Source organism: Treponema phagedenis (assembly GCF_008153345.1).
Classification (GTDB): domain Bacteria; phylum Spirochaetota; class Spirochaetia; order Treponematales; family Treponemataceae; genus Treponema; species Treponema phagedenis.
Window position 1 is genome coordinate 627,650 of the sequence record NZ_CP042818.1, and the last position, 12,980, is coordinate 640,629.

At 40.1% G+C, this 12,980-nt stretch carries 12 protein-coding genes and 1 pseudogene; 5 read left to right on the forward strand and 8 right to left on the reverse strand.

The genetic code is table 11. The features are described from left to right. Window positions 1–6: 6 nt before the first annotated feature. Window positions 7–921, reverse strand: coding sequence for a tetratricopeptide repeat protein (locus FUT79_RS02755; RefSeq protein ID WP_148879587.1), 915 nt, complete (start codon window positions 919–921; stop codon window positions 7–9). 337 nt (window positions 922–1,258) lie between these two features. Beyond that, complete coding sequence (locus tag FUT79_RS15865; RefSeq protein WP_262373117.1) at window positions 1,259–1,492, reverse strand: DUF5655 domain-containing protein; 234 nt, start codon at window positions 1,490–1,492, stop codon at window positions 1,259–1,261. A 138-nt stretch (window positions 1,493–1,630) separates the two neighbouring features. Here FUT79_RS15865 and FUT79_RS02765 point away from each other — a divergent pair, with 138 nt between their 5' ends. Next, complete coding sequence (locus tag FUT79_RS02765) at window positions 1,631–2,113, forward strand: hypothetical protein (protein ID WP_002701421.1); 483 nt, start codon at window positions 1,631–1,633, stop codon at window positions 2,111–2,113. Between the two features lie 208 nt (window positions 2,114–2,321). On the opposite strand, the gene FUT79_RS02770 is transcribed toward FUT79_RS02765, so the two are convergent. Genes FUT79_RS02770 through FUT79_RS02780 form a run of 3 tightly spaced genes read right to left on the reverse strand, consistent with a single transcriptional unit; the run spans window position 2,322 to window position 5,294 of the window. Next, complete coding sequence (locus FUT79_RS02770) at window positions 2,322–3,329, reverse strand: electron transfer flavoprotein subunit alpha/FixB family protein (protein ID WP_002701423.1); 1,008 nt, start codon at window positions 3,327–3,329, stop codon at window positions 2,322–2,324. Window positions 3,330–3,344: 15 nt separating this feature from the next. Then, window positions 3,345–4,130 carry an electron transfer flavoprotein subunit beta/FixA family protein gene (locus FUT79_RS02775; RefSeq protein WP_024752108.1) on the reverse strand — a complete coding sequence of 262 codons (786 nt, stop codon included), beginning with the start codon at window positions 4,128–4,130 and terminating at the stop codon, window positions 3,345–3,347. An 18-nt stretch (window positions 4,131–4,148) separates the two neighbouring features. Continuing rightward, entirely contained in the window at window positions 4,149–5,294 is a 1,146-nt protein-coding gene (locus FUT79_RS02780) for an acyl-CoA dehydrogenase (protein ID WP_002701426.1), read from the reverse strand. Between the two features lie 1,108 nt (window positions 5,295–6,402). Between FUT79_RS02780 and FUT79_RS02790 the strand changes: the two genes are divergently transcribed. Beyond that, entirely contained in the window at window positions 6,403–7,608 is a 1,206-nt protein-coding gene (locus FUT79_RS02790) for an NAD(P)/FAD-dependent oxidoreductase (protein WP_024752110.1), read from the forward strand. Window positions 7,609–8,036: 428 nt separating this feature from the next. Next, entirely contained in the window at window positions 8,037–8,486 is a 450-nt protein-coding gene (locus FUT79_RS02795; RefSeq protein WP_024752111.1) for an Hsp20/alpha crystallin family protein, read from the forward strand. A 100-nt stretch (window positions 8,487–8,586) separates the two neighbouring features. On the opposite strand, the gene FUT79_RS02800 is transcribed toward FUT79_RS02795, so the two are convergent. The 3 genes from FUT79_RS02800 to FUT79_RS02810 form a co-directional block, all read right to left on the reverse strand. Beyond that, window positions 8,587–9,504 (reverse strand): nucleotidyltransferase family protein, encoded by a 918-nt coding sequence (locus tag FUT79_RS02800; RefSeq protein WP_024752112.1) that lies wholly within the window; start codon window positions 9,502–9,504, stop codon window positions 8,587–8,589. Between the two features lie 546 nt (window positions 9,505–10,050). Further along, window positions 10,051–11,028, reverse strand: coding sequence for a UDP-glucose 4-epimerase GalE (galE, locus tag FUT79_RS02805; RefSeq protein ID WP_024752113.1), 978 nt, complete (start codon window positions 11,026–11,028; stop codon window positions 10,051–10,053). A gap of 71 nt (window positions 11,029–11,099) precedes the next feature. Next, window positions 11,100–11,810, reverse strand: a complete 711-nt coding sequence (locus FUT79_RS02810) for a queuosine precursor transporter (RefSeq protein WP_024752114.1) — start codon at window positions 11,808–11,810, stop codon at window positions 11,100–11,102. Between the two features lie 188 nt (window positions 11,811–11,998). Here FUT79_RS02810 and FUT79_RS15870 point away from each other — a divergent pair. Together FUT79_RS15870 and FUT79_RS02815 are read left to right on the forward strand one after the other, a co-directional pair. Then, window positions 11,999–12,217, forward strand: a pseudogene (locus FUT79_RS15870) (transposase family protein); the annotation flags it as partial. Continuing rightward, window positions 12,177–12,776, forward strand: a complete 600-nt coding sequence (locus tag FUT79_RS02815; protein WP_215905134.1) for an ISAs1 family transposase — start codon at window positions 12,177–12,179, stop codon at window positions 12,774–12,776. The pseudogene FUT79_RS15870 and the gene FUT79_RS02815, both read left to right, overlap by 41 nt. Window positions 12,777–12,980 lie beyond the last annotated feature (204 nt).

Sequence of the window (12,980 nt, forward strand, 5' to 3'; positions counted from 1 at the left end):
TCTTGCTCAATTTCCCATTTGCATGAGCGTGTATTGAATCCACTCCTTTGATTGCTTAGGATAGAATTTTTCGGCAGTTAAGAATGCTAACAGCGCAGATTTAAAATCCTCTGTAAAAAAATACGCTTGCCCAAGATAAAAATAACTTCTGGCAGTAATACGCTTCGTGCGCTGTAAGGATAAAAACTGTTGCAACTGTGTTATTGCCTTATCCCAGTGTGCTTGCTGTAATTCTTCAAAAACAATAGTACGCAGGGTTTGCGCATCTCCCGTCGAGGGTGCAGAAACTTCATTTTGAAGTATTTCCACTTTTCGGTATCTACTTAAGTCGGAAAGGTCGGTATACGTATATTTTTTAGCGGTAAGCGATCGCAGAATAGCTTCGGTTTTTGAAGAAAAAAAATGCTTTTCTTTTTTTTCCTGCTGCGGCAGCTGCAAATAAGGGAGCGGAATTGGCCGCACAGGCGGAATAGCCGGTTTTTTTATAATATCTTCGGAAAAAATCTCTATTGCTTCTGACGAAGTGTTTTCTCCCGGTATAAATCTAAACTGACTTGACAATAAATCAGACTCTGAAACGAGTGCATAGTAATACGGGATATGGGGAATAGGATAATCAATGTACGGCATCCCGTTATCGACAAAAGACGCAAGTGGAACGGCGGTTGCAAGAGAGCTCAAATCTCTAAAAGGTTTTATAGATCGATACAAAATAAGCCGAGCATTAGGAATATCTGTCTTCCAGCTAATGATTACCGCATCCCCACGCGGCATCAAAGAAAAAGAAACAACTTTTGCCTGCTGTTCGGCTTCATCAGCCGACACCGTCTCCGGATTTTGCCGGCTGCCGGTATCACTACCTTGCGCAAAAAGAGCGACTAAAAAAAACAGCAGTATCAAAGATAAGGCAAGCTTTCTCATAGTAACATACTGACACTTTTTACCTGAAAAAACAAGTAGGAGCTTGTATTCGAAACATAATAAAAAACACGGTATTGTAACATTCTTTAAAATTTTACAACAAAGAGCTCGACACGGCGCAACGGTGAGCAAACTTACCATAGGGATGCTAAATCCGCAAGCCGTTATAGTTATGGCTTCTTTGCACCATCACTTTATGCTAAACTAACCCGCGCAAGATAGGATACGAAGTGTGAGGGTTTAGGTAGGTCGCGCCTCGGCGGGCTGACAGCCTATAAAACCGCCTGGATGGTAACTGATTGGGAAGCTGGTGCTGTCGGATTCCTATCTTGCGTTTTTAATCGGCTTGGAGGTTATACGACTGTTCGATTAAAGGCATTATGTTATCAATATCAGATGTATGCTCAAAAGATAGTTTAACATCACCATTTCCCCAGTGATCAAGACTTGTTACATCTTTGCATAGTTTATAAGGATCAACAATTTGATCAAATTTCATATTTAAAAAAATACACAGGCGAGACATTTGTATAACAATATCAACAAAGTTTGTATCCAACTTATAAGCAATATACTGTAATTATTTAACTATTTTTTGGTATCAGGACAGTAATAAAAAAAATCATCTTTTTAAAAAAAATTTGAACTTTTTTAAAAGCTATTTATAACATATATGAGGATCTTACAATATTTTTTAAGGAGTTTTAGTATGAGACAAGTTGAAGTAAATGCATTGGATTATGTTCAAACAATTGCTATCATGCCGACAAAAGACGGAGAACCTTTTAAAACAAGGCTGAACACATTTCAGCACGATAGTTTTTTAGGAGAACTGCGGAGGCAAGCAAATAATTGTATTATTTTTAATGCGGATTTTGACTCGTTGCAAAATTTTGCTAATGAGTTCGGTTTTGAGCATTTTGTTTTTGGAAAAAAACTTAACGAAGACGATCTTATCTGGAGGTATTACAAAAAAGATAAGGAAAAATTTAAACACATAATGGAATCATACAGTTTTTGGGAAACTATGACAGGCGGCAATCCTACTTATAAAATGAAAAATTTTGCGTTTTCAATTCCTTTTTTTGAAGGCAAAGAAAAAGAGTTGGAAGACGAATTAACTCAAAAGATAAAAAAATTTATTTATCCGCTTGCTAAGGCTGCCTATTTGAAAAGCAAAAAAACTGATTAAATTTTTTAAAAACAAACCGCAGTTTTTTAATGATCAGGTTGTAATGCACGTTATAAACTGCATAATCCGAATAGTAAAAAATAATACACAGCATGACCGGAAGTGCTAGGAGCGCATAGTATAGCAAAAAATATAAAACGGAACAGCTTAAAAAAATTAAACTGTTCCGTGTATTAAACTAAAGAGCGCATAAGCGCTTTTGGCTAAACTATTTAGAAGCCTTATATTTTTTAATTTCTTCGGTAAGAATCGGCAAAACCTTATGCAGGTCGCCGACAATGCCTAAGTCCGCAACCGAGAATATCGGAGCAAATTTATCCTTGTTTATTGCAATGATAAAGTCCGACTCTTCCATACCGGCAAGGTGCTGAATAGCCCCGGATATTCCGCAGGCAAAATAGACATCAGGACGAACTGTTTTTCCGGTTTGTCCAACCTGTCGGTTATGTGGCATATTGCCGACATCAACCTGAGCTCTTGAAGAGGAAACTTCCGCATTGATTTCTTTTGCCAGGTCTTCCAATACTTTGAAGTTTGCTTTCGGACCAACGCCTCGACCGCCGGAGACAAGAATATGCGCATCGGCGATGTCGATTTTATGTCCTTCTTCTTTTACTACTTCAAGGATTTCAACCTTTAATTTTGAATGGTCAATTTCAACAGGGAAGTCAACAATTTCGCCCTTGCGAGATTCATCTTTCGGCAATTTTTTCATAACGCCCGGTCTGACCGTTGACATTTGCGGCCGGTGGTCCGGGCTCACAATGGTAGCCATCAAGTTGCCGCCGAATGCGGGACGAGTCATCCAGAACTGTTTGTCTTCGGAAATTTCAAGCTTGGTGCAGTCAGCGGTAAGCCCTGTCCGCAATCGAGAAGAAACTCGCGGAGCTAAATCTCTTCCTAGGGTAGTTGCCCCAAAAAGAACAATTTCAGGCTTTTCGGCGGTTATTACCGCATGCAAGGCTTGAGTATATGCTTCGGTGTCATAAAGTTTTAACTCTTTTTTATCAACAACGAAAACCTTATCCGCACCGAATGCAACCAGTTCCGATGCAAGTCCTTTTATATTTTCTCCTAAAAGAATTGCGGAAACAGCGGTGCCTAAACTTTCCGATAATTCTTTTGCTTTGCCAAGCAATTCCAAACCGACATTTTGAAGAACCCCGTCTCTTTGCTCTGCAAAAACGAGAATGCCTTTATAATCATTTATGTTCATATTCTTCCTCCCTCACTAAAAGATAAACTTTTCTTTAAGTTTCTCTAAGATAATATTTGCAGCTTCCCGTGCATCAACTTCATGAAGCACACCGGGCTCTTTTACACCTTTTGTAAAAGCGCGCTTTACCTTTGTAGGGGAGCCGGCAAGACCTATGCAGGCAGGGTCTACATCAATATCATCAAATGACCATACTTCCACTTCGCGATCATAGGTTTCGATAATACCTTTTACGCGCATGTATCTCGGCTTATTAGCCTCGGCAAGTACGGTTATAAGAGCGGGAAGAGTTACTTTTAACAGATAGTATCCGTCTTCTACAGCTCGTTTTATTGTCAAGCTTTTGGAAGATTTATCATAAGCAAGTTCTTTTACATACGATACTTGCGGCAAGCCTAAAAGCTCTGCAATTTCGGGTCCTACCTGTGCGGTATCTCCGTCGATTGCCTGTCTTCCGGCGATAACAAGGTCTGCATCAAGTTTTTTTAATGCCGCCGCCAATGTATAAGAGGTCGCAAGCGTATCCGCTCCGCCGAATTTTCTGTCGGTGAGCAAAATAGCGCGGTCTGCGCCCATTGCATAGGCTTCGCGTAAAATTGCTTCAGCCTGAGGCGGTCCCATCGTAATAACGGTTACATGTGCGCCGTAGGCATCTTTTAACTTTAACGCTTCTTCCAATCCGCCCTTATCATCCGGATTCATAATACTGGGAACGCCGTCTCGAATCAGTGTCCCTTTTACCGGATCAAGCTTAATTTCAGTTGTATCGGGAACTTGCTTTATACAAACTACTATATTCATCTTTATTCCTCCAGCTCCTTATTTTAAAAGATTTCCTGCGATAACCATTCTTTGTACTTCGGAAGTTCCTTCGTAGATTTCGGTTATCTTTGCATCTCGCATCATTCTTTCAACCGGATACTCTCTGGTATAGCCGTATCCGCCGAAGAACTGTACTGCCTTTGTGGTAACTTCCATTGCAGTTTCCGCCGCAAAAAGTTTTGCCCGTGCAGCATCCACCGAGTACGGCAGCCCGTTAGACTCTGCCCAAGCGGCTTTATATACCAAAAGACGAGCAGCTTCTACCTTAACTTCAAGATTAGCAAGCTGGAATTGTGTATTCTGGAAAGCGGAAATAGGTCTACCGAACTGTTTTCGCTCCTTGACATACTTCACGGTTTCGTCCAAAGCCCCTTGTGCCAAACCGAGCGCCTGTGAAGCAATTCCGATTCTTCCGCCGTCAAGGGTCATCATCGCAATCTTAAATCCTTTGTTTACATCTCCCAAGAGATTATCTTTCGGAATTCTTGCATTTTCAAAAATCAGCTCGCAGGTAGCGGAGCCCTTAATACCAAGCTTCTTTTCTTTTTTACCGACTGAAAAGCCGGGCGTTGTCGATTCAACAATAAAGGCGGAAATACCTTTTACGCCTTTTGATTTATCGGTCATAGCAAAAATAATGTACACATTTGCATAACCTGCATTGGTGATAAATATTTTAGATCCGTTCAGCACCCATTCATTGGTTGCCTCATCCAAAACTGCGGTGGTTTGCTGTCCGGCAGCATCAGTACCGGCATTCGGTTCGGTAAGCCCGAAAGCGCCAATCCATTCTCCACTGGCAAGCTTCGGAAGATACTTTTCTTTTTGTGCATCCGTGCCGAATTTCAAAATAGGCCATGTTCCCAACGAGGTATGGGCGGACACCACAACGCCGGTTGAACCGCAAGCTTTTGAAAGCTCTTCAACAGCCATCGCATACATTAAATTATCCCCGCCGGCTCCGCCGTACTCTTTTGGGATGGGGATACCCATGATACCGATTTCCGCCATTTTTTTTACTGTTTCACTGGGGAATCGCTCTTCTTCGTCAATTTCTTCGGCGAGCGGTTTCACTTCTTTTTCGACAAACTCACGAATCATTTGCCTAAAAAGTTCATGTGTTTTAGGTACATTAAATTCCATTGTTTTCCTTCCTCTCCTATGGATTAGTTTTCAAAACTTTCTTACATCATTTATCAATTTAGCCGCATGTTTTATAGTATTGCATACTAATAAAACACGCATCTACTAAATTCCTTATTTTTGCTATTTAATCTTATTATAATTCAGATAAAATAATAGAACAAAAATACTTTTTCTCCTTAAAATACTTAAAAAGTTTATTTCCCGCAGGTAAATATTAAGGTAATTATATATCAATTATTATCCCCCGTCAATCGCTGTAATCATTTAAATTAAAAGAAACACGTCTTTTTCGGAAAATAAAATAAATTTACGATAGCGTTTATTATATACTATTATATAAAATAACGAAAGCCTGCGGAGTCAGATAGTACGACAAGAGCATGAAGAATATCCTAAAGTGCGGATATATTTATTCCGATACTAATGTCTCGTAAATTGTAATAAGGCACATAAAATCTAAATTTGGTAAATATCTTACTTAGATTTTTCTATATTGCGATAAATTTTAAAGACAATCATGTCGAAAACCGCTGCAAACTATTCTAAATTGAATTGAATCGGTGCCTAAATTACAAAAATAAGTTTTTCATGCTCTTGTCCTGGTCAGATAGCCGGTGCGTATTATGCCTGGCAATTTAAAAACCGATATAAGTTTTTGATATCTTTAATTGGTTTTTTAATTCAGCTAAATATGTACTGACTGTTGATACCCCGATTTTTATAACAGGAAGTTAATTACAAAACTCGAGGTCAAGATATTTTTGCAACATTTTTCTAAGCAAAAATATCTTGACCTGCGTTAGGCATACGGAGGGCGGCGAAGCGCTTTTTCAAAAGCGCGAAGCCGGATCCTTTTTGCGCGCCTAACATAGCGCAAAAAGAGCCGAAACGATAGTGAAGCCCGTAGTACGCCGGCGGTTTGGAAGTATTCAACTCCGACAAGGAAAAAATAAGTCGGATAAGAGAAAAGCTCCAAACCGCAACGCCCATACATGTATGATTTTTATTCTTTGTACGTACGCTTCCGGTGAAGGTAAAATTTCCTCTTTACAGAGTTTTAATTAGGGAGTATAGTAAGCCTTTATTAGAAGGGGTGCTAACGAATATGGAAAAGCCACGAATTGTAGTTTTAGGCGCCGGATATGCAGGAATGAGAACAGTCAAATGCTTGCAAGACAGACGCCTGAATATGGAGATTATTCTCGTTGATAAAAACGACTATCACTATGAAGCTACATGTATTCATGAAGTAGCAGCGGGCGATAAAACCGCTGAGCAAATATCGTATAAGATTGCCGATGTAATTAATCCGAAAAGCGTAACGTTTATTCAAGATACCGTTGTTTCAATTTCCGCAAACACAAAATCGGTTGTGTTAGAAAATAATGAGCCGCTCACGTATGACTATTTGGTAGTTGCACTCGGTTTTGAATCCGAAACATTTGGGATTGAAGGGGTCAAAGAACACACCTTGGAGTTGGTCAATTTAAAAACCGCGGAAAGAATCCGCCAGCATCTTGAAGAGCGGTTTAACAGATATGTACTTACAAAAGATGATAATGATTTACATATTATCGTATGTGGCGCTGGTTTTACCAGTATCGAATTTGTCGGTGCGTTGCTTGATACAATCCCGGAGTACAGCAGGCAATATGATTTTCCGCAAGAACGCGTACAAATTACCTGTGTGGAAGCATTGCCGAATCTGTTGCCGATGTTTCATAAAAGATTGATTGATTACGCCATCAAGTATTTGCGCTCGAAGAATGTAACGATCCTTTTGGACGCTCCAATCAGCAAGGTTAACGAAAACGAAGTGCAGTATAAGCGAGGAACCAGAAATGATTCATTGCGTGCAAATACCATTGTTTGGACAACAGGTGTGCGCGGTAGTAGTATAATCGGTAATTCCGGATTTCTTGAAAAACGGGGAAGAGTTTCAATAACTGATTTTCTTACACATCCCGAGCATGAAGAAATCTTTTTTTTAGGAGATGTTGCCGCTTTTATCAATATGGCAACAAACAGACCGTTTCCAACAACCGCACAAATTGCTATTGCCATGGGTGAATCGGCTGCTGCCAATATTGCAAATAAAATCAGGGGAAGATCTTTAAAACCTTTTATATTCCGCTCTAAAGGAAGTGTTTGTTCAATAGGTAACACCGTCGCTTTCGGAGAGGTTTTCGGGATAAATATAAAAGGCTACATTGCTTCCGCGATGAAAAAAATGATTGCAAACATTTCTTTGTTTAAAACAGGCGGTTTAAAAATACTGTTCCAAAAAGGAAGATTTGATTTGTGGCGTTAATATAAAAATTTGCAAAAGAGCTTATCTTTTTACTCCTTGCCGTTACCCCGCCTCCGCACGTTGCAGGCGGGGTTTTGCCTATCTTCATACGCTCTTACTATTACTAAGGCAGCCTAAATGGGAAATTTATGTGATAGGTTGCTTCTTGTTTTATAGCGCATAAAAACTGTTTCATTTTAACACAGTAAATTGTATTATTTTTACACATCGTGTTAAATTTTCCGCAATAAATCTCAACAGCCAGATAAATACTATATAAAGCAAACGACTCTTTTTTAAGTCATTGAATATCAAGTACTTAGCTGTTTGAATAAAACCATTTATTTTGGCATGATATTTGCTTTTATTATAGTGAGTGCTGATAAAAATCAGTACTTCAAAGTTCAAAAACTTTGACATAAACAAATACTTTTATATGGAGGGACAAAATGAAAAACTTAACTCTTTTCAATCCGTCATTTACGGATTCTTTATTCGATGCTTTTGATAAGGGGATTGGAAACGTAGGGGTGTTCGCGCCACTTTCAAACAATCCCATGCCGAATGTCGACGTGCGCGAAACAGAAAAAGCCTATGTTATGGAGATCGATCTTCCCGGTTATACCGAAAAAGATGTTGACCTCAATTTGAAGGACAGAACGTTAACCATCTCCTCGGCTAAAAATGACGAGAAAGAGGAAAAAAAGCAAGAGGGCGGCTCGGAGTATATTATCCGTGAAAGAAGCTCGCATCATTTCAGCAGACGCTTTACTTTACCGGAAGATATCGACACCGAAAATGTTGAGGCATCGTTTAAAAACGGTGTTTTGACCATCGATATTCCTCGAAAAAAGGAAGCGCAGCCGCGGCAAATAACAATAAAACCGCATAACGCATAAAAATCGCGTAAAGCAAAGGCTGTTTTATAAATTACGGAATCGCAAAAAAAAGCTTAACCTTTTTGAAAAGGTTAAGCTTTTTGTATTACAGGACAAGAAATTATTTCCAAAGATATTCAGGATAATAATTCTCATTGATTTTTTTTGTGATTTCTCCTCTGACAATATCTCTATCTTCGGGATATGTCATGCCGAACCAACGCTCAGTGGTGGTATAGCATTTAATACTTCCCACTCCCGCATGAACCATTTCGCCAACCGCATTCGGTAAAAGGCACTCAGCTTTTTCACTTGCAGCTTGTTTGTAGATAAAATCTTTAAAATAACCATCCAAGTATTCAAAAATTTTCGGAGTAAATCCAAAAAAATTCATAGACACTGTTTCTTTACCGGTGAGGACGGTTATCCCTCCGTCAATTTCCGAAATAATCTCCTCTTTTGCCCCTTCGGTTCTGTATGAAATTTTAGTATTTTCCCGCATGGAGACAAGATGCCCGTTCACCACATTGCATACGCCTCGAGAAACGGAGCCCGAGCGGCTCATAGTATTTTCAAGCACATATCCGACCATTGCATGTTGGGATGAATCATTTTCAAGCGTGGATAGATGTGTTGCGATTGTTTGATACGCTGCACGTCCGTAATAGTCATCCGCATTAATAACCGCAAAAGGCTCGCTAATAGCATCTTTTCCGCAAAGCAATGCGTGTACTGTTCCCCACGGTTTTTTTCTGTTTGCCGCCTCTGAAAACTGCTGCGGTGTCAAAAGAGAGTCCAATGATTGAAAAACATATTGTGCATTGCAATTTCGGGCAATTCGGTTAAAAAAACGCTCTCGAAAATCCTTTTCTATATCTTTTCGAATAACGAAAACAACCTTTCCGAAACCGCTTTTCATTGCATCGAAAACAGCATAATCTAAAAGCGTTTCATCATGAATCCCGACCGCTTCTATTTGCTTTACTCCGCCGTAACGACTTCCCATCCCAGCAGCCATAACTAAAAGTGTAGGTTTCATACATTCTCCTTGTTCTCATAAAATTAATACATACCATGAAAAAGTTTATATCTCAAGCCGGTAAAGATTTATTAGTTATTATCGGCAATAATAGCATATTTTATTATTTTTGTCATTATAAAACTTCAAGCTCGCAGGACAAGAGCATGAAGAATAAGTTGGCGTAAATTTGCGAGTCCTGCGGTTTGTTTTTGAAAACATTGTCGGCAAGAAAAGCTTAGTGTAGCCTCGCTCTATAATTACGTTGTTGTTGTACTAATCAGGCAGTAACAATGTCGCTATGCGGATTTAAGCATTCCTATGGTAAGTTTGCTCACCCTTGCTCAATTCAAAACGATGTTTTAAAGCATCAACACAAAATTGTAAAATTGAAGCTTTAAAACTCGTTGGCGAAGTTACAGTAAATTTTCAAAACTTCGGCCTATGGTAAACTACTCGCCGTTGCGCCGTGTCAAGCTCCTTTTTATATAAAATCTATCAAAAGCGAGTCGAGGTATCAAAAAACTGTATACTCAATGTGAAGCAAAAATTTCGGCGGTAAAGCCCTTATTTTTTTGCCGCTTGTTGGTACATGCGCCAAGTAGATTCTATTAAGGTGTCTACATCGGAGTAGCGGGGGGTCCAGCCAATGGTTTCGCGGGCGCGGGCGGAGGTCGCGTAGAGTTCCGCGGGATCTCCTGCGCGTCGTCCGACGTAGCGGGCGGGGATTTCTTTGCCGGTAATTTTTCGCGCCGCTTCCAGCATTTCGGTAACGGTAATGCCGGTTTCGCTGCCAAGGTTTACAATTAAGCTTTCGTTTTTTGCATCGATGTATTGCAGCGCATTTACATGCGCTTCAGCTAAATCGCTGACATGCACATAATCGCGAATGCAGGTACCGTCGCGCGTGTCATAATCACTGCCGAATATTTGCAACTCTTTGCGCATGCCGGCGGCGGTTTCCATAATAATCGGCAAAAGGTTTTGAGGATTTTTTTCCAAGCCCGGCACATCGCCTTCGGGGTCATAGCCCGCCGCATTAAAATATCGCAGCGAGGCAAATTTCAGGTTTTTTAAGCGATCATACCATTGCAAGAATTCTTCGGTTTTCAACTTGGTAAAGCCGTAATAGCTTTCGGGGTTTTTCGGATGTTTTTCGTCTATGGGCAAGTACTGCGGAGAGCCGTATACCGCCGCCGAAGAAGAAAATACAAAACGCAGACAGCCGTATTTCACTGCCGTATTCAGGATATTCATCGTTGCGGAAATATTATTGATTGAATACTTTTCGGGCTTTTCCATTGACTCGCCAACCGCTTTAAAAGCCGCCAAATACACCGCGCCGTCAAAGCCGCGCGCAAAGGCTGCCTCAATATCATCTGCGTGGCGGCAATCGCCTGCAATAAACTCGGCATCGTCAAACAAATTGCAAAGCATTCCGGATGAAAGATTATCAAAAACCGTTACCGCATGTCCGGCTTTCAACATTGCTTTTACCACATGACTTCCGATATATCCCGCTCCGCCAATTACTAAAACTCTCATCCTAAAAACCTCCGCAATTGCATTTCACATCGCAGCACCGCTGAACGGCGCTCATTTTTATACTGCTCAAGTTACCTGCCCGGGAAAGGGCTGTAACTTACGTCATAATCGTAGACATCAAGATCCTCGTGTTTTTTTACAAAATCAATAACCTTATAGGTAATCGGGGTAAAAACCACTTCGATGGCTGTCTTAAATATATAGTTTGAAAAAGCCATAATTGCAAGGACGGTAAAACTGTACACGCCGGCAAAAGCGATAGTAACAAAAATTACGCTGTCCAAAAGTTCTCCGACAAGCGTTGATCCGATAGTGCGCGCCCAAAGGTGTCTGCCCCGTGTAGCTACTTTCATTTTTGAAAGCACAACGGAATTTGAATACTCTCCGATAAAATACCCGAAGGCACTGCCGAGCATAATACGCGGCATTTGCAATAGAATGTTTTCAAAATCCTTTTGAAACGTCCACTCCTGTTCCGCAGGCAGCACACTGACAAGCCAAATATTTGCCGACATAAAAACCAACATAATAAAGCCCGTCCAAATCACTTTCCGCGAATCCTTGTAGCCGTACACCTCGGCAAGCACATCGCCGAAAATATACGAAAAAGGAAAAAGAAGCGTTCCCCCGTCAAACACAAAGGGACCGAGCTGCACCATTTTTGATGCCAAAATATTTGATAACAACAAAATACCGACAAAGAGTCCGGAAATAACCGGCAAGAAATTCTTTTTCTTAGGAGAAACAATCGGTGTTTCCATTTGCATAACTGTGTTTTCCATGCGCAACAGTATAATTAAAAAGTGAAAAAATGAATAGAGGACAAACCATGACTTCACGACAAGAGCTGAGAAAACTCTTCTCATGTACGGCGGATAATCAGGCGATACAAAGTCCAAAAAATATTTTATAAAAAATCACTGTTATTGAAGAGTTGGCAGATACCCGCCAACAATGAAAAGTAAAACATACACTATCCGATATCATTTTTATCGCTCTCGTTGCAACAATCGCAAATGCCGATGAATGGACTGAAATAGAAATGTTTGCACAAAAAAATGAACAGTTTTTTAAACAATATATTGCACTTGAAAACGGCATCCCGACACATGACACCATCCGCCGTGTTATGGCCCATCGGAACACAAATGAACATTGCAAAAATGATAAAAAAAGAGTGCAAAGCTGATTATGTTCTTGCGGTAAAGGAGAATCAAAAAACGCTCTACGATGATATTTCTGACTATTTTCGTATTGACGAAATAAGAGAAAACCTTACAGCGTGCGAAAATTACCGAAGTACATCTGAAAAAGCACACGGACAATTTGAAACAAGAAACTTTTATATAACTGATGACATTGCATGGCTTTCAAATAAGAGCAAGTGGGAAGGCATAAAAAGTATCGGCATGGTAGAAACCGTTATCACAAAAGGAGAGAAAACGACCATCGAACGGCGGTATTACATCAGTTCTTTGGCTACTCATATCGACTTATTTATGAAAGCGGTGCGCGGGCATTGGGCGATAGAAAGTATGCATTGGCATTTGGATGTTACGTTCAAAGAAGATGCGAACACCACGATAGACAAGAATGCCGCAACGAACCAAAACATTATTCGCAAATGGGCACTTGCAATTCTTAAACGGGTAGAACATATCCACGGCAAAAATATTCAGGTGAAAGCTAAGCGCTACGCAATGAGTTTAGACCCGTTCGGCAGTTTAGCACAAGCATTATCAATCTAATTCTTCACGAAACACTTAAAAAAAAGATTATTTTTACTGCAAAGGAAAGAATAAAAATCTTCTTAGCTCTTGTCCTGGGTGCTATCTTTATTTAATTAAGATGTTAGTTTTTCTATGATATTTGAGGTGTTTTTTCAGCTTATCTTTTATGATATTTTTTTTGAACCCACCATAATCAAAACTTCAGAGAAAGGTTTGTCGGAC

Bases quoted from the DNA above. Each gene is read 5' to 3' on its own strand.
- FUT79_RS02755 (WP_148879587.1), bottom strand. From the start codon at position 921: ATGAGAAAGCTTGCCTTATCTTTGATACTGCTGTTTTTTTTAGTCGCT.
- FUT79_RS02765 (WP_002701421.1), top strand. From the start codon at position 1,631: ATGAGACAAGTTGAAGTAAATGCATTGGATTATGTTCAAACAATTGCT.
- FUT79_RS02770 (WP_002701423.1), bottom strand. From the start codon at position 3,329: ATGAACATAAATGATTATAAAGGCATTCTCGTTTTTGCAGAGCAAAGA.
- FUT79_RS02775 (WP_024752108.1), bottom strand. From the start codon at position 4,130: ATGAATATAGTAGTTTGTATAAAGCAAGTTCCCGATACAACTGAAATT.
- FUT79_RS02780 (WP_002701426.1), bottom strand. From the start codon at position 5,294: ATGGAATTTAATGTACCTAAAACACATGAACTTTTTAGGCAAATGATT.
- FUT79_RS02790 (WP_024752110.1), top strand. From the start codon at position 6,403: ATGGAAAAGCCACGAATTGTAGTTTTAGGCGCCGGATATGCAGGAATG.
- FUT79_RS02795 (WP_024752111.1), top strand. From the start codon at position 8,037: ATGAAAAACTTAACTCTTTTCAATCCGTCATTTACGGATTCTTTATTC.
- FUT79_RS02800 (WP_024752112.1), bottom strand. From the start codon at position 9,504: ATGAAACCTACACTTTTAGTTATGGCTGCTGGGATGGGAAGTCGTTAC.
- galE (WP_024752113.1), bottom strand. From the start codon at position 11,028: ATGAGAGTTTTAGTAATTGGCGGAGCGGGATATATCGGAAGTCATGTG.
- FUT79_RS02810 (WP_024752114.1), bottom strand. From the start codon at position 11,810: ATGGAAAACACAGTTATGCAAATGGAAACACCGATTGTTTCTCCTAAG.
- FUT79_RS02815 (WP_215905134.1), top strand. From the start codon at position 12,177: ATGAACATTGCAAAAATGATAAAAAAAGAGTGCAAAGCTGATTATGTT.